The organism is Pseudoalteromonas sp. NH0006-26, from assembly GCF_057552415.1.
In genome coordinates, this window is sequence record NZ_BAAJMJ010000001.1 from 564,271 (window position 1) to 584,637 (window position 20,367).

Below are 20,367 nucleotides of genomic sequence, written 5' to 3' on the forward strand. Positions count from 1 at the left end.
AATCCGCAAAGGTTAACAGACCCTAGTGCCGAATATGGCCAGTAATATACCTAGTTTTTGTTAAGCTAAGCGCTACATAACTTATAAGAGCAATTTATGGTTAATCAGCATTGGCAAAAAGCGCGTCAGAGCCGCGATGCGCGTTTTGATGGGCTTTTTTATGTAGCGGTAAAAACCACAGGTATTTATTGTCGGCCAATTTGCCCTGCGCCCACTGCACATGAAAAAAATGTAACCTATTACCAGTTTGCGCACTCCGCTGCGCAAGCAGGGTTTAGACCTTGTATTCGTTGCAGGCCCGATAGTGCACCAGGAAGTGCTGCTTGGCAGGGAGCAAAAACCACTGGCTTACGCGCTAAACAGTTAATTGATCAATTTAACGAGTGTGATTGTGAAGTACTTGCAGCGCGTTTAGGAATAAGCAGCCGCTATTTAAGGCGGCTTTTTTCTCAATATTTTGGTCTTTCAGTAACTCAATATCGGTTATTTAATCAATGCCATTTTGCAAAAAAATTGATTCAAGAAACCAGCTTACCGCTTACCGAGATAGCGTTTGCTTCCGGCTTTAAAAGTGTGCGACGATTCAATGGTGCTTTTTTAAAACAACTTAATATCGCGCCCTCAGCGCTCAGAACCGCCAAGCACTCAACTGATCTTGGGCTCACCTTAATTTTGCCTTTTCGTCCGCCGTATAACTGGCAAGCATTGCATGGGTTTTTAGCAAAACGACTTATAGAGCCAATAGAGTGGTTAACGCCAACCAGTTATGGGCGTACTTTTACTTATAAATCGTCTAGAGGCCGCTTTAATGCTGAATTTATTGCAGATAAACATCATTTTCGGGTGCAAATTGATATAGATAATACGCAATATTTACAGCCAGTTATTAACAACATTCGCCGTGTACTTGATTTAGATGCAGATACTTATTTAATTGAGGCGCATTTAAGCGAACACATTAATAATGCATTTCCACTTACTAAAGGCTTAAGGTTACCGGGTATTTGGTCAACCTTTGAAGCGGGTATTCGCGCTGTGTTAGGTCAGCAGGTGAGTGTAACTGCGGCGCATAATTTAGTGACTCAATTAGTGCAACAGCTTTCAGAGCAACAAGAGGGAAAGGTGTACTTTCCAACACCTGAAGTAGTGGCAGGTAGTGATTTTGCTTTTTTTAAAATGCCGCAGGCACGTAAAAATGCACTGCATAATCTCGCTGAATTTTGTGCTATTCACCCCAAGGAGGATGATTTAGACCAATGGCTTACTTTAAAAGGAATTGGCCCTTGGACGGTTAATTACGCAAAACTGCGCGGTCAAAGCCAACCCGATATTTTACTTGATGGCGATTTAGGGGTTAAAAAAGCCCAAGCGGCAGCAAGCTATTTTGAATCTGCGAACTGTGCACCATTTCGATCTTACTTAACTTTTCAACTTTGGCAGCAATTATGATAGTGCAAACCAGTTTACCCAGCCCGATTGACGATATTATTATTCAGGCAACTGAAAATGGTATTAGTTATGTGGGGTTTTATCCACCGACCAGTTATATCAGTACGCCTTTAAATAAGGTGACTAATTCGCATGTTTTATCTTGTGTGGCGCAGCTTAATGAGTACTTTGCTCATACGCGTACTGAGTTTGATTTAGAACTTGATACTGGCGGCACACCATTTCAGCAAAGCGTATGGCAGGCATTACAAAGCGTACCGTTTGCTACAGTGGCAACCTATAAAGATATAGCCATACAATTAAATAACCCTAAAGCAGTGAGGGCGGTAGGGGCTGCAAATGGTAAAAATCCAATCAGTATTATTGTGCCGTGTCACCGGATTATTGGTGCAAATAAAAAACTAACTGGTTATGCCGGTGGCCTAGAGCGCAAGCAATGGTTACTAGAGCACGAAGCAAAATAAATAAAATAGCGTTTCCAAATTTGTATTCTCAGCACTTTAGGGTAGCATAAGCGCACTTTTTATTTGAAGGCACGGCCATGGCGCAATTATACTTTTACTACTCTGCAATGAATGCAGGTAAATCAACCACTTTATTACAATCAGCGTTTAATTATAAAGAGCGCGGTATGGAGCCAGTGATCCTCACCGCTGCCATTGACGATAGAGCCGGTGTTGGCAAAGTATCCTCTCGTATAGGCCTTCAAGCAGATGCACATATTTATGATGCTGACAAAGACGTGTATGAGCTTATCAAGCTACTTAATAGCGATAAGAAGCGCCACTGTGTACTCGTGGATGAATGCCAGTTTTTATCTAAAGATCAAGTTATGCAGTTAACCGATGTAGTCGATGAATTAGGTATTCCCGTATTGTGTTACGGCTTAAGAAACGACTTTAGAGGTGAGTTATTTAGCGGCTCGCAGTATTTACTTGCTTGGGCTGATAAGTTAATAGAGCTTAAAACGGTGTGTCATTGTGGCCGTAAAGCAAATCACGTATTACGTACCGATGAAAATGGCGAGGCTATTGCCGATGGCAACCAAGTAGAAATTGGCGGCAACGACCGTTATGAATCGGTGTGCCGCAAACATTATAAAGCCGCGTTAAATATGGGCCGTTAAGGCTTTTATAAAGGTATCTATATCCGCTTTGGTAATACCTAAATGGGTTACTAGCCTAAGTTGCTTACTTGGGCTAAACACAATGCCCTGTGCTTTTAAATCGGCTGCTAGTTTTGTGATGTTTATGCTGTTATCAAACGTAGCGTAAACCATATTTGTGGTATTACTCATATTTACGTTAAAGCCTGCCACGTTATTTAACTTTTTTGCTAAATAACGCGCGTTAGCGTGGTCATCGACTAAACGTTGCGTGTTATTTTCTAAGGCATATTGCCCCGCAGCAGCTAATATACCGGCTTGGCGCATACCGCCGCCAAGCACTTTTCGCCAGCGTCTTGCTTTGGCTATCAATGCTGTTGAACCAAGCAATAATGAACCAACAGGTGCACCTAACCCTTTTGATAAACAAATAGATACAGAGTCAAAATGTTGGGTTATTTCTTTAATATCAACGTTAAGCTCGGCAGCGGCATTAAAAGCGCGAGCGCCATCTAAATGCAGTGCTAAGTTATGTTGGTTAACAAATTCGCGTGCTTTGAGTAAATAATCAATACCGAGTACTTTACCACCTATGGTGTTTTCAAGGCTTAACAGGCGGGTTTTTGCAAAGTGGCTATCATCGGGTTTAATTGCTGCAGCAATTTTAGTAAAACATAGACTACCATCGGCTTCATTTTCAATAGGCTGTGGCTGAATAGAGCCTAAAACGGCAGCGCCACCGCCTTCAAACTTGTAGTTATGAGCATTTTGGCCACATATATACTCGTCGCCGCGTTCACAATGGGCCATTAATGCAAGCAGATTTGTTTGTGTGCCTGAGCTACAAAAAAGTGCATCTTGCACATTAAAACGTAATCGAGCATAAGCTTCTAATTGGTTTACACTTTCATCATCGCCATAAACGTCGTCGCCGACGGGGGCATGATACATAATATCCCGCATTTTGCTGCACGGTTTTGTTACTGTATCTGAGCGAAAATCTATCATGGGGTGTCCTTAAGTGGCTTTATACTAATTCTTCACAAATTTGTTCTCGGGTGGCTTTATCAAAATAGCTCCATGCAATAAAGCGACTGACTTTTTGTCCTTGTGCCATTTCAACAATTTTAAATTCACTAATAGGCTGTTGTTTTAGCTGTGCTTCTAAGGCTGCTAGAGTTTCTTTTTTAGAAACCAACGAGGTAAACCAAATTACTTGGTCACTGTGATCCCTGCTTTCTTTGATCATAGTAGAAATAAAGGCCAGCTCACCACCTTCACACCACAGCTCATTACTTTGTCCGCCAAAATTAAGTGCTTGCGAAGGCGCTTTGCCTAAGTTTTTCCATTTACGTTCACTGCCTTTATTGGCTTCTTCTGCACTGGCGTGAAATGGCGGGTTACACATCGTTAAATGATACAAATCTTTCGCATTAACCACCCCTTTAAAAATATGCTCGGGATTTTTTTGTTGTTTAAGCGTTATTTTTAAATCATTAAACTGAGCGAGCTGCTTGGCTATTTTTATTGCTGCAGGGTCGATGTCGCTGCCAGTAAAGTGCCATTGGTATTCGCTATTGCCCGTTAGCGGGTAAACTAAGTTAGCGCCAGTGCCTATATCAAGCACTTTAATTTGTCGGCCAGTGGGAATAACCTGCTGATTATCTTCGCTGAGTAAGTCAGCTAAGTAATGAATATAATCTACTCTACCTGGAATAGGTGGGCATAAGTTGTGCTCAGGAATGTCCCAAAAGTTAATGTTGTAATGACTTTTTAATAGCGCCTGATTCAAGGTTTTTACAGCTAAGTTATTACTAAAATCAATACTTTGATTACCTGCTGGAGTCGTAATTAAAAAAGCAGTTAACGAAGGGGTTTGCGAGGTAAGCAAATTAAAATCGTAACCATTTTTGTGTTGATTGCGCGGATGTAATTTAGAACGAGTTGATTTTGCTTTCATGAGGCTTTTTTAACAACAGGAATAAAAGCCAATAGTAACAAATACAGACAAAAAAAGTGCATAATTTTCCCTTTGGCTTACCAGTCATTACTGGTAGGATGAGTTGTTAGCAATTATAAGGAATTCGCTTTGGCAGTTACTCAAGAGTCTGTTTTTATTAAATTAGGTGACCATCAAACACTGCATTTGCGCCGTATCGCCAACCAGCAGCCAAGTGGGCCTGTGGTGTTATTAATTCATGGTGCGGTAGAAAATGGCAAAATATTTTACACTCATAGCAATAAAGGGTTAGCGCCTTTTTTAGCTGAACAAGGGTATTGTTGCTACGTAGCTGATTTACGCGGGCGTGGTGAAAGTAAGCCAGCTATTTGTAAGCAAGCACGGTATGGACAAACTGAGGCGATTGTTGAAGATATTCCGGCATTTATTGAAAAAATTGAACAGTTAGAGAGTAAAAAACCTGACTTTTTAGTTGCTCATTCTTGGGGTGGGGTGTTGCTTAATAGCGTGTTTGCTCGCTTTCCTGAGCTGATAAACGATGTAAAAGCGTGTGCCTATTTTGGTTCAAAGCGTTCGCTATTTAATAACCACCCTAAAAAGTTATTTCAGGCCAATTTGATTTGGTATTTTATGGCACCAATTTTAGCGAAAAAACACGGTTATTTACCGGCAAAACGCTTAAAGTGGGGCAGTGATGATGAAACTCAAAAGTCGCACTATCAAAGTATGCAGTGGGCGAAGCAAAATCCGTGGATAGACAGTGATGACGGGTTTGATTACGCTAAAACATTAGCAAATCTCACGCTTCCTCCAACGTTACATATTGCGGCAGTAAAAGATAAAGCATTGGCACAGCCTATCGATATTCAAAAGTTTATTGATGAGTCAGGTACTGGGGTGCAAAAAATGCAAATATATGGCCGCCGCTTTGGGCACAAAGTAGATTACGACCATATTAATATGCTTACTCACCCTCAGGCACGCCAAGAACAGTTTATGGATGTGCTTAATTGGTTTGAGGCAACGAGAGCAAACTAAGTAAAGGGGCTTCATAACGCTGCCACTTATCAAGGCTTTTGTTATTTACAGGTTGCCTGATGGCATGTTTACTGAGCGTTGTAACGGCGCTTTTGTTTTTGTAAAAGTCTAAACAAGTCTGTTCAAATTCGCAGCCAGTAAAACTCAATAGTGCGGTTAATTGATCTTTAGGATTTTCAATTAACTGCTCGTAACTTAAATTATAAATAGCTAAGCGGTTAAATTGCTGCCAATGGCTCATTAGTTTTTCATAAAGCTGATGATACAAAGCAAATTCATTTAAATCACAAAAATAGGGTTCGTTTTCAGCAAAGTAATTAGTAAACACTGAAAAGGCGGTTGCATGAAAGTTACGGGTCAGGTTTATAAACTTAGCATCTGGGAATAAAATATAAATTAACCCTAAGTTTTGGTAGTTGCTAGGCAGTTTATTGATAACAAATGCGCAATTGCCCTCAAAAGAGCTTAACGTATCTAAATAAATAGCTCTGGCTTGGTTAATTAACAGCGTTGTTAGCTTAGTTAAGCATTGAGGGTAGCGTAACCCTGTTTTATGTTCTAGAAAGGCGACTACCTTATTACTAATACTGGAGTCTTCTCCAAGCGTTGCCCATTGACTGTGCCCTGCTAACATTTGTTCGAGTAGAGTTGACCCGCTTCGTGGCATGCCAATAATAAACACAGGTGTGACAGGATACTGCTTATTTAGTTTTGCTAAATTAAGCACACTTTCATTGTTATATTCAATAAGTTGATCATAAAACCCAATTAAATCTTCAGTATTAAATTCACTGAGTTTGTGTTGTTGCTGATTGGCAATCACAAAATAGTTAAACGCTTGATCAGTATCGTCTAACTTGTCGTAACTTTTAGCTAAAGCATAGTAGCAGACCATTTTTAAGCGTAGGTTATTTGTTTGCGTTAAAAAATGGTGTAACTGATCAATGTAATTATTTGCTTTATTAAAGCGCCCTAATTGTACCAATTCAAATAAAACATAAGCCGTAACCGGAGCTATCCCAAGCTTTAATGCCTCCTCAAATGTGGCCTGCGCTTTATCAAGCTCGCCAAAATTTAAATAATGCTGAGCTAAATAATAATGGGTGTCTGGGTTGTCTGCGGCAATGCTTGTTGCGTATTCGAGTACTTTTTGCGCATCTTCAGGGGAGTTGACCGCATTAAATGCATCACTTAATGCATACAAAGGTTCTAATACATAAGGGAGGTGCTGACACGCTCGTTGTAGTATATACACAGCGGCATCAAATTGTTCTAAACGCAGTGCTACCTTACCTAGGCCAAACAGGGCGTCACCATTGTCAGGCTCTGCTTGTAATAGCGTTTTGTAATGAAACTCAGCTTCTCTAAGCTTGTTTTGTGACAATAACTCATTCGCTTTTTTTAGTAGCATAATACAACTAATATTCTTTTTATTAACTATAACCCTAAAACAGCAAAATAAGCGAGAGTAAGGTTATTATTTGAGGCAATAAAAAGGCGAAATACATCACACATTTCGCCTTTGTTTATTGTTAACACATTTTAGAAAGTATAGGTTGCTTTAGCGTAGTAAAAGCCACCATTAATACCATATGGAGATGTTTCGTAATACTGACCACCCCAATTGTTATTTGGAATACCAGTTGCATCTTGGAAGTCTAACTTTTCAGCTTCTTGGTCTAGTAAGTTTTGTGCACCCACTGAGAAACTAATTGAGTCATTTAAGAAGTAAGTTACTTCTGCATCCAAGGTAACCGCTGCGTCACCAGTTTTAGCGGTTGCATCATAATCTACGTGAACACCTTGGTATTCGCCAAAGTAGTTAACGCGGGTAAATGCCGAAAAACTTTCCCACTGTTGTGCCCAGCTAAGCGTTGCTCGATGGTTAGGTAAATCGTTTTCAAGGCGGCTAACTTTAAATGCACCAGTAATATCAGTTGCACGTGTTACTTCTGTTTCGTTCCAGTTATAGGCTAAGCTGAATGTAGAGCTACCATTAAATAATTCAGCTGAGTAGTTCGCAACTAAATCAACACCTTGCGTTGTGGTGTCAAAGTCATTAGTAAAGAAACTTACTTGCGCTAAGCTTTGTACATTAGGTACACCTGCGGCTTCAAGCGTGTCTTTATCTGCTTGGCTAAGTTCAATTTTGTCTGATTGGCTAATACGGTCATCTACTTGAATGTTGTAGTAATCAACAGTTAAGAATAAATCACCCATGGTATAAACAGCACCAAACGTATAGCTTTGTGATTCTTCAGGCTCAAGTTCAGTACCGCCTAATTGAGTTGCAATAGGGTTAGTCGGAGGTAACAATGCCGAATCTACCAGTACACCACTGCTTAAGTTTGTTTGAACGTTACTAACATTCGCTTGACCTACCGTAGGCGCACGGAAACCGGTGCTAATTGAACCACGGATATTTAAATCTTCAGTAAGGTGGTATTGACCCATTAACTTATAGTTAGTGGTTGAGCCAAAGGTATCGTAGTCTTCGTAGCGAAGCGCTAAGCCCATTAAAAACTCTTCAGTAAATGGTGCTTCAACGTCAACATATGCTGCGTAGTTACGACGTGTGTATTCACCAGCATCAGCAGGTTTAAAACCTGGGAAGCCATTTGAACCGATACTAAAGCCTTGTTCAGTCAGTGGACCTGCAGTAAATGAAGCCACATCGCCTGACGTTACAGTAAAGGTTTCTTCATGCCATTCTAGACCACCGGCAACGTTAACATCGTAGGCTAAATCAAAGTCAAAGCCCTTTGAAATATCAAAGTTAAAGTTTTTCTCTAATTGTGCATATTTACCAGGGCTAAAGTCACGCGGACTTTCTGGGCCTAATGAGGCATTAAGAGTGTCGTATATGAAGTAACGAGATTCGTTGTAACCTACAGTACCGCTTAAGTCATAGTAAGCGCCTTCAAAAAAGCCACCGGTAAACTCACCTTTGGTACCAATAGTTAAAGACGTATCTGTGATATTACCACCAAAGTTTGGGGTGAAACCGCCAGGAACCATTTCGTTAAATGCAAAACAATCTGGATTATTTGCCACGCCATTTATGTAATCAGGGTTATCAAGAACGTTATCGTCAATCATGATAGTTGGACAGTTGCCACTCATATCGCCAGTTAAATCACCAACAAGGAGAGTTTCGCCACCATCGTTTGAGTAAACACCGGGACGAGTATGTGGGTTACGGTAGTAAAAGCCACCGCGTACGTCACGCTCTGAGTAGTTACCAAACATGTAAAATTGTGAGTCGTTTGTTAGTTCTAAGCCGACGTTACCGAATATAGAAATATCGTCATCAACTTCTGGAGCTCCCCAGACCTGTGCTAATGATGATACGTCAGAATTACCTGCAGCTTTTAGTGCAGCTGCATCAGGGCGTTGAACTGAGCGGCTTGTGGCATCAGCCGTTTTGTACTGAAAGCTTAAATTTGCAAAACCGCTATCGGTAAATGGTAAGCCTACATTACCTGAAATTTGGGTTGTATCGCCATCGCCTTCGTAATACTCACCCTTACGAACTTCGAATGAACCGCCTTCAGAAGCATCTTTAAGGACAAAGTTCATTACACCGGCAATCGCATCCGAGCCGTACTGTGCCGCTGCGCCATCACGCAGTACTTCTACTTGTTTAAGTGCAATACTTGGAATAACTGAAATGTCGGCACCTTGAGCACCATCATTAATGCCACCGCCTAAAAAGGCAATCACAGACGCGCGGTGACGGCGTTTACCGTTAAGTAGGACCAAAGTGCTGTCAGATGGTAGGCCACGTAAGTTAGCAGGTCGCACTAATGATGCTGCGTCACTGATTGGATTCTGGTGAACATTTAAAGAAGGAACCGCACCTTTTAATAGCTCAAGCATATCGGTGTTGCCTGATTTTCCTAATTCTTCTCCACCGATGATATCGATAGGTACAGGTGAATCACCAATAGAGCGAGGCGCAGAGCGCGTACCTACTACGGCAATTTTCTCTACATTTTTGTTTACTTTTACTTCGGTTTGCTCTTCTTGAGCAATTGCTGAACCAGAAACAAACAAGCCCGCGGCTGTTGTTGCTAGAGCAAATTTGATCGCCTGTTGAAGCGCATTGCTTTTTAATTTCATTCTAAATATCCCCAGTTAGAATTGATTTGTATAGTCTATTTACTGACTTATTATTGTGGACATTTCACATTCAATGGGGAGCAAATATTGCTAACTCACTCCTAAAAGCTTAATTAATTAAGCGCACCTCCTGTGAGTCCTCGAAATAGACTATAGATAAAAAAACTAAAGAGGGCAATGGCTAATTAACTACTATTTAACAAGTTGAAACAAATGGTTTATCTAAAAACAACGCGGGGTTAATCATAACTAGAGCGAGAAAAGGCGGTAAAAGCAGGCATTGATACATAATAACTACTTAAATAAGCTATTTTAGTTATTTTCTATTATTGAATTAAATTGATTTACTGTTGATATTTTCACCATGGTGCTTTTTCCATGCAGCCAGCTTTTCTTTATATTCATCCCACACGCAAGGGCAGCAGCTTCCGCCGCCACAGCATTCATCAGACTTTGGTCTTTCGGGTTTAGTACTCGGGATGTTTTTTTGCATTTTTTTATTACAAAAGTGGAAAAAAGGACGCTTAGAATAAATGATTGAATAAAGCGTGTAAATTATTCTTTGTGAACTTAGAACGCTGTGTGAGAATACAGGCTATGCGATTATATAAAGTCATTCATCGTGCACCCTGGCGGGTTGCTAAAATAAGTAAAAAGCGACAACAACTACGCTTTCGTCGTGCTATGGTCGCGCTTAAAATAGCCCTTGCTCAGGAAAAGCAAGAAACCAAAGAAATGCTAATAACTTATAGGCGTTATACCCAAGGGCAAACAAACAAAGCAGAACTAAAACGCGCCAACGAGCAGTTTGTTGATATATTAAAAGGATTGGGGCTAGGAGTTTTTGCATTATTACCATTTGCACCATTAACTATTCCATTGGTTGTTAAACTAGGGCAGTTAGTGGGCGTTGATGTATTGCCGAGTTCTTTTAGTATGAATAAGCCTATTAAAGAAATTGATCAACAAATTGCTCAACAAAACCAACAGCAAGACTCAACTCCCCCCGAAAAGAAGTGAGCTAGTAGAACATAATTAGCTATACCTTTTAACAGTGCTTATTGTTATGCTAGGACATCATTTTCTATTATGTGAGTCATTAATGAGCGCTTTACTTCGTCATACCTCTTCAGGAATTCCTCTATCTTTTATTGTTAAAAATGAATTAACAGACTGGCTTACTCAGCAACCAAGCTTTGTGCAGCAGTGGCTTGCAAATACCGATTTTGAAAAGTCAGGACTTGCGTTAATACCAAACGCAGAAACCGGTGAATTAAGCCAAGTATTTTGTATTATGCAACGAGTCGATGATTTTTGGGCTGCTGGCGAGCTTGCGAATAAATTACCTAAAGGCTGCTATCAAATTCAGGGTGATGAGTCTTTAGTTTCTCAACTTGCTTTAGGCTTTGTGTTAGGTGGTTATGAGTTCAGTGAGTATAAACAAAAAGCCACAGCAAAAGCTCAGCTTGGCATTGCCGATAAAACATTATATGAGCAAGTAAAACAACAAGCAGATGCAATTAATCTAGCTCGCGACTTAGTTAATACCCCAGCTGCCGATATGATGCCGCAGCACTTATCACAGGTAATGAGCGATTTAGCTGATACATTCGACGGCGAGTTTACCCAATGGGTAGGCGATGAGCTATTAGAACAAAATTATCCAACTATTCATATGGTAGGACGTGCAAGTGAAAACAAACCGCGTTTACTCGATTTGAAGTGGGGGGCGGTTGATGCGCCACAAATTACATTAGTCGGTAAAGGTGTATGTTTTGACTCAGGTGGGCTAGATTTAAAACCAAGTTCAGGCATGCGTAACATGAAAAAAGACATGGGTGGGGCTGCGCATGTTATTGCCTTGGCTCAATTAATTATGGCTGCTAACTTACCAATACGTCTTCGTGTTTTAGTACCTGCGGTTGAAAATGCTGTTTCGCGTAATGCATTTCGCCCTGGCGATGTAATAAAAACCCGTAAAGGTATTATGGTCGAAATAGATAATACTGATGCAGAAGGACGACTAGTTCTGTGTGATGCTTTGAGCGAAGCACAAAACGATGAGCCTGAATTAATTATTGATTTTGCTACCTTAACTGGTGCGTGCCGTGTTGCTTTAGGGACAGAGCTGCCAGGCTTCTTCTCAACGGAACGTGATGTCGCTAATGCGATTATGGATTCGGGGATGCAAGTTAACGACCCTGTTTGGCAATTACCGTTATTCGAGCAATACACCCCATTTTTGAAAAGCGATGTGGCTGATATGACTAACTGTTCAAGTACGCCATTTGGTGGCGCAATAACCGCTGCGCTTTATTTGAAAGAATTTGTAGAGCCAAACACACCATGGGTTCATTTTGATGTAATGGCATGGAACTTACGAGCATTACCAGGGCGCCCTGCAGGTGGTGAAGCTCTGGGTATTCGTGCAGTATTTACTTACCTACAAAATCGATTTAACTAACCTAACTAGGGTTAACTAAATCAAACATACCTTGCCTTGAGTTATTTGATGTTAAAGCGCATATAACTCAAGGGGCAAACCATCTGGATCGGCAAAAAAGGTGAATTTTTTGCCGGTAGTTTCATCCACTCTTATTTCTTCGACGTCGATTCCATGCGACTCTAAATACGTTTTACTGTTTTCTACACTACTAACCTTAAATGCTAAATGTCTAAGTCCTTGTGCTTCGGGGTAGCTTGGTCTACTCGGCGCATCGTTAAACGAAAATAATTCTAACTGACTGCCATCAGGTAAAGCTAAATCGAGTTTGTAAGACTGACGCTGTGCTCGATAATGCTCATTAATAATCGTGAGCTTTAATATTTCACTATAAAAATGTTTAGAGCGAGGGTAGTTACTGCAAATGATGGCTACATGATGAATGCCTAGTAGTTGCATATATTTTCCTTAAAAAACAAAAAAGCGCACTGAAAGCAGTGCGCTGTTTATCAATACATATTTGCTTGGTGTAATATTAGCTTTTAGCTAGGCTCTGCGTCTTTACACGCTTTTACAGCTGGTGCAACAAGCTCTAAACCTGTTTTATCACACGGTGGAAGTTTAGCATCGCTAACAGCAATGGGTGTTACTCGCTCGCCCCATTTGATATAGCTTGCCGCCCACGTTAGGCCTGCTCCAAATGCAGCTGACATAATATTGGCATGCGGCTTAATTAAGCCTTGTTCAACGGCTTCACACAGCGCAATAGCAATTGTCGCAGCAGAGGTATTACCGTATTCGCCAATGTTCACCATTACTTTGCTGTCTTCAACCTTTAAACGGTTTTGAATTGCTTGAATAATGCGTAAATTAGCTTGATGAGGAACTAGCACATCAATATCATCGAGCTTAAGATTAGCTTGTTCAAGCACGTCGTCACAGGCTTCACTCATACCTTTAACGGCACGTTTAAATATTTCACGGCCTTCAAATAAAAGATCCGATGGACCAATTGGCTCATACTTATTTAGGTCACTGCCGAAATTAGTAATGTGTAAAATATCACGATCTTCGCTGTCACAGCCGGTTTTAGTTCCTAATAAGCCTGCAGGTGTTTCTGCTGCTTCAAGCACAACGGCACCGGCACCATCACCAAATAAAACGGCACTGTCGCGTCGTGCCCAGTTTACATACCACGTCATGCGCTCAGCCGCGATAACTACTGCTTTTTTGATCATACCGGCCTGAATTTGTGCTGTCGCAGCTTGTAAAGCATATAAAAAACCAGAACATGCCGCGTTAGTGTCCATGGCTGCAGCGCCTGTGGCACCAATATTTTTTTGTACTAATGAGGCGGTGTTTGCCACTACAGTTGACGGTGTGCATGTTGCTAAAATAACTAAATCGATATCTTTTGCATCTATACCGGCACAAGCAATGGCATGTTTTGCAGCCACACTAGCAAGCTCAGCAGTACTTACATGGCTTACTCTACGCGACTTAATACCGGTACGCGTGGTGATCCACTCATCGGTGGTATCTACAATTTCACTTATTTCGTCGTTGCTGATGCTGGCTGGTGGAATGCATTTACCCCAACCAGTGATATGTGCGTAAGGCATAGTGTGTTCTCTTAAAAGTGGTATGACGTGTTCGTCTAATGAATACGTTATAACAAAAATTAGCTGTTAACACTAGTTTATAGCATGGTTTGCATAGTAATTACTGCTATTTTACGGACTATTTGCTGCATTTTTGTTTAAAGGTAAGTGGCTTGTTTTTATTGTGTTAATCAAATGATTTTAATGATTGTGTGTGTTTTACACGATAGCTCATAGGCCTTATACACATATTAGAATACGAACGCTTTGTTGACTATATATGCTTGAGTGCGGCTGAGTGAGCAGCTAATATGAGGCGCATATTATGGAATCATTACTGTAAAAAGCATTATTTATAATGGATAACAAAGCAGTGTATTTTCAAACAGGTGAACCTTATTGTGTTAATAAAAACCGACCCGGCTATTAGCCGATTATTAATGCTGCGCAGTGGTGCCATTGTTGTCCAGCTTATTGCGGTACTCAGTGTTTATTTTTTACTAGATCACCAAATTGCACTTATGCCGCTGTTAGGGGTTATTGCTGTTGAGGCGGTTTTTCAGTTAGCCAGTGTCTTTGCCTACCGACAGGTAAGCCAAGCAAAGCCCGCTGGTATGTTGATGCAACTGACCGCAGACGTGCTTTTTTTAACTATTTTGTTGTCTTTAAGCGGTGGCGCAACTAACGCATTTGTGTCGTTACTATTACTACCTATTATGATAGCCGCAATAACATTGGGTGCTCGAGGGCTTGCCTATATTGCAGTGTTGGCCATTGCCGCCTACAGTTTATTATTAATTAAAATGCCCGAACACAGTATGCACCAAATTAATATGAGCGGTCATTTTATTAGTATGTGGGTTAATTTTGTTCTAAGTGCTTGCGTAATAGCGCTAGTGATAGGGGCTATGAACCGTGCTTTACAGCAGCGTGAGCGAACTATTTCGAAGGTTAGAGAAAAACAGCTGCGCAGTGAACAACTGGTTACCCTCGATGGCGCAGCGGCGCAAATTACTCATCAATTAGCAACACCGATTGCTAATTTACAATTATTGTTTGAAGAGCTTTTAGAAGAGCATCCCAATAATGACGTTATTCAGCAAATGCGAATACCGCTGTCGCAGTGTCGCAATCAGCTGGATGATTTTAGAATGCTCTCAGTGCAGCTTCGTAATAAACAAACTCAAGTACCGATTGAGGCTAAGCAGCTGCAAGCAAAGTTGAATGATACCCTATTATTACACTACCCTGATCAGCAAATAATTTGGCTTAATGAAGCACCTGAAGCCACTTTACAAAGTGATGCTATGCTGTTTCCTGCAATTTTAAATTTATTACAAAATGCGGTTCTTGCTAATCAAAAACACGCTCAAATGCAATTAGAATTGAGTTGGCAACAGCCGGATGCACAAAGTATTGCTTTCGTTGTTCGGGACTTTGGCGCTGGTTTTTCACCCTCGCAATTAGCTGAATTAGGTGGGCAGCTCATGCCGAGCGAGCAAGGCATGGGAATAGCGGTTATGTTGTCAAACGCCACCTTTGAGCGGTTAAACGGCTCGTTAACAGTATATAACCACCCCGAAGGCGGGGCGGTTGCAAAGGTAACTTTGCCACTATTAACAGCAGAGACAAAAGCATGAAGCTACTTATTATTGAGGATGATATCAATTTAGCTGCGACGTTGGCGCGGCGGTTAGCTAAATACGGGTTTAATTGCGAGATCGCACATAATCACACTGATGCACTCCTAAAGGCTCGCCAGCAACAGCCTGACTGTATTTTATTAGATATGAAGCTGGCTGATGAGAATGGACTGTCGCTGATTGCACCGCTGCGCCATTTACTCACACATGCTCATATTGTATTGCTGACTGGCTTTGCAAGTATAGCAACGGCGGTAGAGGCGATGCGCTTAGGCGCTAATGACTATTTGACCAAACCAGTTGATATGGCAAGTTTATTAAAAGCACTTAAAGTAGAGCTGGCAAGTACGACAGTAACCGAAATTTCTGAAGGGGTTATGTCGCCAGAGCGCCTAGAGTGGGAGCATATTCAGCATGTTTTACACAGTAATAACGGTAATGTATCAATGACTGCAAGGCAGCTAAATATGCATAGGCGGACACTGCAGCGTAAATTACAAAAAAAACCAGTGCAGCAATAATGCAAAACCAAAAAATTATTTTATTCGATGCGCAATGTAAGCTGTGTAGTGCATGGTGCAATTTTGTTATAGCTCACGATCCGAGCATAAAATTTAAGTTGTGCAGCGTGCAATCGCCAGCAGGGCAAGCATTACTTGCTCAATTTGGTTTTTCGACCACCGATTTTACTTCTATGGTATATATAGAAGCACAAAAACCCTATACCCGAAGCCAAGCCGTTTTTCGTATATTCAGCCAATTAGGGTATCCGTGGAAGTTGCTTAGCGTATTTAAGTTATTACCGCGAAAACTGACAGATTGGTTTTATAACAAAGTGGCTAAAAACCGTTATACATTATTTGGCAAATACCAATACTGTCGAATTCCTCAACAAAAAGATGAAGATCACTACTTATAGCCACATTTTTAGCAAGTGCTCGATCACTAAGGCTGTGCTAAAATCGCGGCGTTTAATTACTAGTAAATAGGTTTTAAGGGCTTTTTAATGGCAAATACAGCGCACGCACTGCATATTTTAGTAAAACATAAAGAAATTGCAGAAGATATCATTAAGCAATTAGGCAAAGGCGCAAAGTTTCAAACCTTAGCTAAAAAGTATTCGTCATGCCCGTCGGGCAAAAAGGGCGGAGATTTAGGTGAGTTTAGACGCGGCCAAATGGTACCGCAGTTTGATAAAATCGCTTTTAGCGGCGCAATTTTAGAACCGCATTTAGTAAAAACAAAATTTGGCTGGCATGTTATTAAGGTGCTTTATCGTACATAAATAACCTCATTTAGCCTTAAAATACAGCCCCTTTATTAGTAGTTATACTGCAATATAATTTGTCTGCTACAATGTTTGTCATTGAACCGCTCATTTTTATATGGGATTTATTTAAAAACGGCGTTGTTAGTCCATTCGATAGTAGGAGCTAAGAATGAAGCTATGTTTATTTTTCAGTCGTATTTTAATTTTATTGGGATTGCTTTTTAGTTCAATTAATAATGCTTATAGTGCACAAGAAGATATAGTGCTTGTATTGGCAAAGCCAAATGCACCATTTACCCAAAAAAATAGCTATATCACAACCTTATTAAAAAAAGCTTTTGCAGAAGTGGGGACTACGTTAAGCTTTTCTTATACAGATAAGCCAATGAATAACAAACGTATTTTAGAAAGTTTGAACAAGAATTCAGAGATAACTCTAGCTTGGTTAAGCTTGGCAGAATCTCAAACAAATAACCTTTTACATACAAGTTATCCAATTTACCGAGGCCTTCATGCGAAGCGTCTCCTGATGATTAAAAAAGACCGCTTAGCCGACTTTGCAAAAATAAATAGCTTAGAACAACTTAAACCGCTGATCGCGCTTCAGCAGCAAAGTTGGTCTGATTATTATGTGTTAAAGAAAAATGGATTAACTGTTAACGGAGAGCTTGATTACTTTGGAATGCTCAAAGCGTTAGATGAAGGCTTAGGAGATTACTTCCCTCGCTCAGTTACGGCAATTCAAGCCGAAATAAGCAAATATTCACAATACGACTTTGTGATCGAACCAAACATAATGCTGCAATACACTAGTCAGTATTATTTTTATTCTAACAAAGAAAATAAACACATTATTGAGTTATTACAAAAAGGCCTTGATAAATTAGCGCAAAAAGGCGAGCTTAATGCGCTATATGAGCAATTTTATGGGTATATTGAGAAAGATAACCACCTTAAAAAACGGCTTGTATTCAAATTGAATAACTAATTACTACTTTTGAAGTAGGGTTTTTATTGCTGAGCCTCTTCTTCACTTATTTGCTTAAGTGCTTGAACAAATGACTCACTCGGCTGCCCACCAGTAAGAGCATACTTATCATTTATAATGAAAGTAGGCACTGAAGTAATACCCATTTGCTTAAAGTTATTTTGCTCTTCGCGAACCGCTTGTACGTATTTATCTGAGTGTAAAATATCGCGGGCTGTGTTTTTGTTAAGGCCGACTTTATCTACCACATCGAGTAATGCATCTTCTTGATTTAAATATTCTAAATCGGTGAAGTGTGCTTCAAAAAACGCCAATTTTAACTCAGTTTGCTTGCCTTCTTCACGAGCCCACATTAGTAACCGGTGTAGATCAAAGCTGTTGATCATGATGCGTTTACCGTCAAAATTAAAGGTAAAGCCAGCTCGTTCACCCGCATCTGCCATGTTTTGACGATTTCGCGCGCTTTCTTCTTCGGTTAAGCTGTATTTTTGCTGTAAATGCTCGTTTAAATCTTGTCCTTCAAGTGGCATATCTGGATTAAGCTCAAAAGGGTGCCATGTAATATCCGCACTCATTTCTTCTTTTAGCTCGGTCAATGCGGTTTCTAGGTTCTTGTAACCGATAATACACCATGGGCACATTACGTCTGAGACGATATCAATTTTTAAGTTTTTCATAGGGATCCTTGAAGGATTGCTTAGTAATAACAATGGATATTGGGATTAAGTCTACATTATCAATCATTGAACACAAAAAGAGCAGCGAAGGTGCTGCTCTTTTTACATATTAGCTGTTTAAGCCAAACGGGTCGTCAATGCTGTAGCTTGGCTGGGTAAACCAGCGCGGGCCGTCATCTGTCATGTAAAAGTGATCTTCTAATCTCACCCCAAATTCATCTGGAATAACCAGCATAGGTTCGTTACTAAAACACATGCCTGTGGCAAGCGGGGTTTTATCACCGCCCACTAGGTATGGCCATTCGTGAATGTCTAAGCCAATACCATGGCCTGTACGATGTGGGCAACCTGGTGTTTGATACTCAGGCCCTAAATCTTGTGCTGCTAAGTAGCTGCGAGCGGCTTGATCAACCGATTCACAGGTTTTGCCAAGGGCTGCTTGATTGAAAGCTGCTAATTGTGCCGCTTTTTCAAAATCCCAAAACAGGCGTTGGCGGCTGGTGGCTTCACCAAATACATAAGTACGCGTAATATCAGAAAGGTAATCGTGCACTTTACATCCAGTATCGATGAGCACCATGTCGCCTTTTTTCAAAATTTGTGGGTCTTTTACGCCATGTGGGAATGAGGTAGCAAGGCCAAATAATACAATACAGAAGTAATTGCCCGGTGCACCTACTTTTTGATGGGCTTTTTTTATAAATTCTTCGACTTCTACGGTGCTAATGCCTTCATAAAGCATGCTCGCTGTAGCCTGATGAACCGCTAAAGTCATATCCATGGCACATTGCATTAATGCTAATTCATTGGCTGATTTTTGCATTCGACAATGCGCAGTGACAGGTTGTGCGTTAACTAGTTTTAACCCTGAACTGGCTTTATTGATACCATCAAAAATAAAAAACTGGGCGCTTTCATCAATACCAACGGTAGCAGTGTCGCTAATATTAAGCTGCTTAAGCACTTTAACGAATAGCTCAAACGGGCTTTCATGCTCTTGCCAGCCGTGTATTGGGCCATCAATAACCTTAAAGCCATTTAAAGAACCAATTTCAAAATGTGGAGCAATGTATTGCACATCACCTACGGCAGGTAAAATAGCGCCAACAAGTCGTTCACTGGCATACCATTTCATTCCGGTAAAATAGGTTAGGTTGGTACCTGCGTTTAAATAAATGGCATCAATGTTGTTCGCTTGCATATAAGCTTGCGCTTTGGCCATACGCGCTAAATACTCATCGGCCTGAATTGGCGTTACTGAGTGGGTCATATTACTTAAACTAGCAAGTGCTTGCTCGGGTGTGTGAGTACCAATACCAACTGTGGTCATACATTTCTCCTACAAAATTTTGCATAGTGTGTAGGTTTAACAGTTTAATTTCAAATTAATTGCGATAGGTAAGTAGCGCAGTGTGTGAATAAATAAAGAAATTAGCCTACCAATTTGGTAGGCTTGAGGTTATTTTTTTGCATAGGGTAAGCGATTAAGCTTGTTTGCCGTGTGGTAGCTATCTAATCCGGTTACTGCAACCGTATCAATGGCTTGTAAATCTAAAAAACCATCACTTTGGAGTGCTGATTCATCCACATATACATCCATTATTTCACCAATAACCAATTCGGTACCATTGACCGCTAAATGTTGGTTCTCAACAAATTTTACCGCGTATTTGAGTCGACTTTGCGCAACAAAGGGGGCGTTAAACTCGTTTAAGTATTCTTTAGTCAAGTTGGTTGCATCAAACTCGCACTCGTCTTTGCTATAGCGGGCAGAGGTTTGGTGTGCCTGCTGGTAAATATCACTATTTACTTGGTTTATAGTATAAACGCCCGTTTCTATAATATTTTCGAATGTATGCCTTGGTACACTGTGCGGGCGCATTATCATGCCTACTAGCGGCGGGTGTGCGCCCAAATGAATAACCGAACTAACAATGGCTAAATTGGTATTGCCTTGTTCATCTTGCGTGCCAATTAGGTTGGCACTTTTAAATCCTGACAGCGAATTTATAAAGTGTGTGCGTGTGTGTTTTTCAAGTGCGGCTATGCGGTCTTTGGAAAAATGCATGTG

The 20,367-nt window shown here is 40.7% G+C and carries 21 protein-coding genes; 11 read left to right on the forward strand and 10 right to left on the reverse strand.

The annotated features are described in order from the left end of the window. The first annotated feature begins 96 nt into the window (after positions 1–96). The 3 genes from AC27JR_RS02295 (at position 97) to AC27JR_RS02305 (ending at position 2,575) form a co-directional block, all read left to right on the forward strand. A complete protein-coding gene (locus AC27JR_RS02295; RefSeq protein WP_487172656.1) occupies positions 97–1,449 on the forward strand; it encodes a DNA-3-methyladenine glycosylase 2 family protein in 1,353 nt (450 codons plus the stop codon). Then, positions 1,446–1,913 (forward strand): methylated-DNA--[protein]-cysteine S-methyltransferase, encoded by a 468-nt coding sequence (locus tag AC27JR_RS02300; RefSeq protein ID WP_487172657.1) that lies wholly within the window; start codon positions 1,446–1,448, stop codon positions 1,911–1,913. The genes AC27JR_RS02295 and AC27JR_RS02300 overlap by 4 nt, the downstream gene beginning before the upstream one ends. Before the next feature lie 77 nt (positions 1,914–1,990). Beyond that, the gene (locus tag AC27JR_RS02305; protein WP_076919655.1) at positions 1,991–2,575 is read left to right on the forward strand and encodes a thymidine kinase; all 585 of its coding nucleotides are present in this window, start codon (positions 1,991–1,993) and stop codon (positions 2,573–2,575) included. Here AC27JR_RS02305 and ltaE read toward each other — a convergent pair. Both ltaE and rlmF read right to left on the reverse strand, forming a co-directional pair. Beyond that, positions 2,558–3,562, reverse strand: a complete 1,005-nt coding sequence (ltaE, locus tag AC27JR_RS02310) for a low-specificity L-threonine aldolase (protein ID WP_487172658.1) — start codon at positions 3,560–3,562, stop codon at positions 2,558–2,560. The two genes, AC27JR_RS02305 and ltaE, sit on opposite strands and share 18 nt — an antisense overlap. 19 nt (positions 3,563–3,581) lie before the next feature. Then, positions 3,582–4,514 (reverse strand): 23S rRNA (adenine(1618)-N(6))-methyltransferase RlmF, encoded by a 933-nt coding sequence (rlmF, locus tag AC27JR_RS02315; RefSeq protein WP_487172659.1) that lies wholly within the window; start codon positions 4,512–4,514, stop codon positions 3,582–3,584. Positions 4,515–4,643: 129 nt separating this feature from the next. Between rlmF and AC27JR_RS02320 the strand changes: the two genes are divergently transcribed. Beyond that, complete coding sequence (locus AC27JR_RS02320; protein ID WP_075170323.1) at positions 4,644–5,552, forward strand: alpha/beta fold hydrolase; 909 nt, start codon at positions 4,644–4,646, stop codon at positions 5,550–5,552. Here AC27JR_RS02320 and AC27JR_RS02325 read toward each other — a convergent pair. The 3 genes from AC27JR_RS02325 to AC27JR_RS02335 all read right to left on the reverse strand — a co-directional run bounded on the left by AC27JR_RS02325 (position 5,521) and on the right by AC27JR_RS02335 (position 10,167). Further along, complete coding sequence (locus AC27JR_RS02325; RefSeq protein ID WP_487172660.1) at positions 5,521–6,963, reverse strand: tetratricopeptide repeat-containing sulfotransferase family protein; 1,443 nt, start codon at positions 6,961–6,963, stop codon at positions 5,521–5,523. The genes AC27JR_RS02320 and AC27JR_RS02325 overlap by 32 nt on opposite strands. Positions 6,964–7,094: 131 nt before the next feature. Next, entirely contained in the window at positions 7,095–9,674 is a 2,580-nt protein-coding gene (locus AC27JR_RS02330; protein WP_487172661.1) for a TonB-dependent receptor plug domain-containing protein, read from the reverse strand. A gap of 334 nt (positions 9,675–10,008) precedes the next feature. Beyond that, positions 10,009–10,167, reverse strand: a complete 159-nt coding sequence (locus AC27JR_RS02335; RefSeq protein ID WP_010389126.1) for an oxidoreductase-like domain-containing protein — start codon at positions 10,165–10,167, stop codon at positions 10,009–10,011. 104 nt (positions 10,168–10,271) lie between these two features. Here AC27JR_RS02335 and AC27JR_RS02340 point away from each other — a divergent pair, with 104 nt between their 5' ends. Beyond that, positions 10,272–10,694 (forward strand): hypothetical protein, encoded by a 423-nt coding sequence (locus AC27JR_RS02340; RefSeq protein WP_076919662.1) that lies wholly within the window; start codon positions 10,272–10,274, stop codon positions 10,692–10,694. Positions 10,695–10,776: 82 nt separating this feature from the next. After that, positions 10,777–12,138, forward strand: coding sequence for a leucyl aminopeptidase family protein (locus AC27JR_RS02345; protein ID WP_138621874.1), 1,362 nt, complete (start codon positions 10,777–10,779; stop codon positions 12,136–12,138). Positions 12,139–12,189: 51 nt separating this feature from the next. Here AC27JR_RS02345 and gloA2 read toward each other — a convergent pair whose 3' ends face one another. Together gloA2 and AC27JR_RS02355 are read right to left on the reverse strand one after the other, a co-directional pair. Continuing rightward, the gene (gene gloA2 / locus AC27JR_RS02350; RefSeq protein ID WP_090493267.1) at positions 12,190–12,576 is read right to left on the reverse strand and encodes an SMU1112c/YaeR family gloxylase I-like metalloprotein; all 387 of its coding nucleotides are present in this window, start codon (positions 12,574–12,576) and stop codon (positions 12,190–12,192) included. A gap of 83 nt (positions 12,577–12,659) precedes the next feature. After that, positions 12,660–13,739 carry a beta-ketoacyl-ACP synthase 3 gene (locus AC27JR_RS02355; RefSeq protein ID WP_487172662.1) on the reverse strand — a complete coding sequence of 360 codons (1,080 nt, stop codon included), beginning with the start codon at positions 13,737–13,739 and terminating at the stop codon, positions 12,660–12,662. A 380-nt stretch (positions 13,740–14,119) separates the two neighbouring features. Between AC27JR_RS02355 and AC27JR_RS02360 the strand changes: the two genes are divergently transcribed. The 5 genes from AC27JR_RS02360 to AC27JR_RS02380 all read left to right on the forward strand — a co-directional run bounded on the left by AC27JR_RS02360 (position 14,120) and on the right by AC27JR_RS02380 (position 17,619). Then, positions 14,120–15,358, forward strand: coding sequence for a sensor histidine kinase (locus AC27JR_RS02360; protein ID WP_487172663.1), 1,239 nt, complete (start codon positions 14,120–14,122; stop codon positions 15,356–15,358). Beyond that, positions 15,355–15,882 (forward strand): response regulator transcription factor, encoded by a 528-nt coding sequence (locus tag AC27JR_RS02365; protein ID WP_487172664.1) that lies wholly within the window; start codon positions 15,355–15,357, stop codon positions 15,880–15,882. Before AC27JR_RS02360 ends, AC27JR_RS02365 begins: the two co-directional genes overlap by 4 nt. Continuing rightward, positions 15,882–16,280 carry a thiol-disulfide oxidoreductase DCC family protein gene (locus AC27JR_RS02370; protein WP_487172665.1) on the forward strand — a complete coding sequence of 133 codons (399 nt, stop codon included), beginning with the start codon at positions 15,882–15,884 and terminating at the stop codon, positions 16,278–16,280. The genes AC27JR_RS02365 and AC27JR_RS02370 overlap by 1 nt, the downstream gene beginning before the upstream one ends. A gap of 87 nt (positions 16,281–16,367) precedes the next feature. Next, on the forward strand, positions 16,368–16,646 hold the full coding sequence (gene ppiC / locus AC27JR_RS02375; protein WP_008112303.1) for a peptidylprolyl isomerase PpiC: 279 nt from the start codon (positions 16,368–16,370) through the stop codon (positions 16,644–16,646). A gap of 154 nt (positions 16,647–16,800) precedes the next feature. Beyond that, a complete protein-coding gene (locus AC27JR_RS02380) occupies positions 16,801–17,619 on the forward strand; it encodes a substrate-binding periplasmic protein (RefSeq protein WP_487172666.1) in 819 nt (272 codons plus the stop codon). Positions 17,620–17,642: 23 nt separating this feature from the next. Here AC27JR_RS02380 and AC27JR_RS02385 read toward each other — a convergent pair whose 3' ends face one another. From AC27JR_RS02385 to AC27JR_RS02395, 3 genes are all read right to left on the reverse strand, one after another. Next, positions 17,643–18,296 (reverse strand): DsbA family oxidoreductase, encoded by a 654-nt coding sequence (locus tag AC27JR_RS02385; RefSeq protein WP_487172667.1) that lies wholly within the window; start codon positions 18,294–18,296, stop codon positions 17,643–17,645. Between the two features lie 109 nt (positions 18,297–18,405). Then, positions 18,406–19,626 carry a M24 family metallopeptidase gene (locus tag AC27JR_RS02390; protein ID WP_487172668.1) on the reverse strand — a complete coding sequence of 407 codons (1,221 nt, stop codon included), beginning with the start codon at positions 19,624–19,626 and terminating at the stop codon, positions 18,406–18,408. Between the two features lie 129 nt (positions 19,627–19,755). Further along, complete coding sequence (locus AC27JR_RS02395; RefSeq protein ID WP_076919669.1) at positions 19,756–20,364, reverse strand: flavin reductase family protein; 609 nt, start codon at positions 20,362–20,364, stop codon at positions 19,756–19,758. Positions 20,365–20,367 lie beyond the last annotated feature (3 nt).

Excerpts from the sequence above, each read along its gene's own strand:
- rlmF (WP_487172659.1), bottom strand. The coding sequence starts at position 4,514 with ATGAAAGCAAAATCAACTCGTTCTAAATTACATCCGCGCAATCAACAC.
- AC27JR_RS02380 (WP_487172666.1), top strand. The coding sequence starts at position 16,801 with ATGAAGCTATGTTTATTTTTCAGTCGTATTTTAATTTTATTGGGATTG.
- AC27JR_RS02330 (WP_487172661.1), bottom strand. The coding sequence starts at position 9,674 with ATGAAATTAAAAAGCAATGCGCTTCAACAGGCGATCAAATTTGCTCTA.
- AC27JR_RS02365 (WP_487172664.1), top strand. The coding sequence starts at position 15,355 with ATGAAGCTACTTATTATTGAGGATGATATCAATTTAGCTGCGACGTTG.
- AC27JR_RS02395 (WP_076919669.1), bottom strand. The coding sequence starts at position 20,364 with ATGCATTTTTCCAAAGACCGCATAGCCGCACTTGAAAAACACACACGC.
- AC27JR_RS02305 (WP_076919655.1), top strand. The coding sequence starts at position 1,991 with ATGGCGCAATTATACTTTTACTACTCTGCAATGAATGCAGGTAAATCA.
- AC27JR_RS02295 (WP_487172656.1), top strand. The coding sequence starts at position 97 with ATGGTTAATCAGCATTGGCAAAAAGCGCGTCAGAGCCGCGATGCGCGT.
- AC27JR_RS02355 (WP_487172662.1), bottom strand. The coding sequence starts at position 13,739 with ATGCCTTACGCACATATCACTGGTTGGGGTAAATGCATTCCACCAGCC.
- AC27JR_RS02300 (WP_487172657.1), top strand. The coding sequence starts at position 1,446 with ATGATAGTGCAAACCAGTTTACCCAGCCCGATTGACGATATTATTATT.
- AC27JR_RS02340 (WP_076919662.1), top strand. The coding sequence starts at position 10,272 with ATGCGATTATATAAAGTCATTCATCGTGCACCCTGGCGGGTTGCTAAA.
- ppiC (WP_008112303.1), top strand. The coding sequence starts at position 16,368 with ATGGCAAATACAGCGCACGCACTGCATATTTTAGTAAAACATAAAGAA.
- ltaE (WP_487172658.1), bottom strand. The coding sequence starts at position 3,562 with ATGATAGATTTTCGCTCAGATACAGTAACAAAACCGTGCAGCAAAATG.
- AC27JR_RS02325 (WP_487172660.1), bottom strand. The coding sequence starts at position 6,963 with ATGCTACTAAAAAAAGCGAATGAGTTATTGTCACAAAACAAGCTTAGA.
- AC27JR_RS02385 (WP_487172667.1), bottom strand. The coding sequence starts at position 18,296 with ATGAAAAACTTAAAAATTGATATCGTCTCAGACGTAATGTGCCCATGG.
- AC27JR_RS02345 (WP_138621874.1), top strand. The coding sequence starts at position 10,777 with ATGAGCGCTTTACTTCGTCATACCTCTTCAGGAATTCCTCTATCTTTT.
- AC27JR_RS02370 (WP_487172665.1), top strand. The coding sequence starts at position 15,882 with ATGCAAAACCAAAAAATTATTTTATTCGATGCGCAATGTAAGCTGTGT.
- gloA2 (WP_090493267.1), bottom strand. The coding sequence starts at position 12,576 with ATGCAACTACTAGGCATTCATCATGTAGCCATCATTTGCAGTAACTAC.
- AC27JR_RS02335 (WP_010389126.1), bottom strand. The coding sequence starts at position 10,167 with ATGCAAAAAAACATCCCGAGTACTAAACCCGAAAGACCAAAGTCTGAT.
- AC27JR_RS02390 (WP_487172668.1), bottom strand. The coding sequence starts at position 19,626 with ATGACCACAGTTGGTATTGGTACTCACACACCCGAGCAAGCACTTGCT.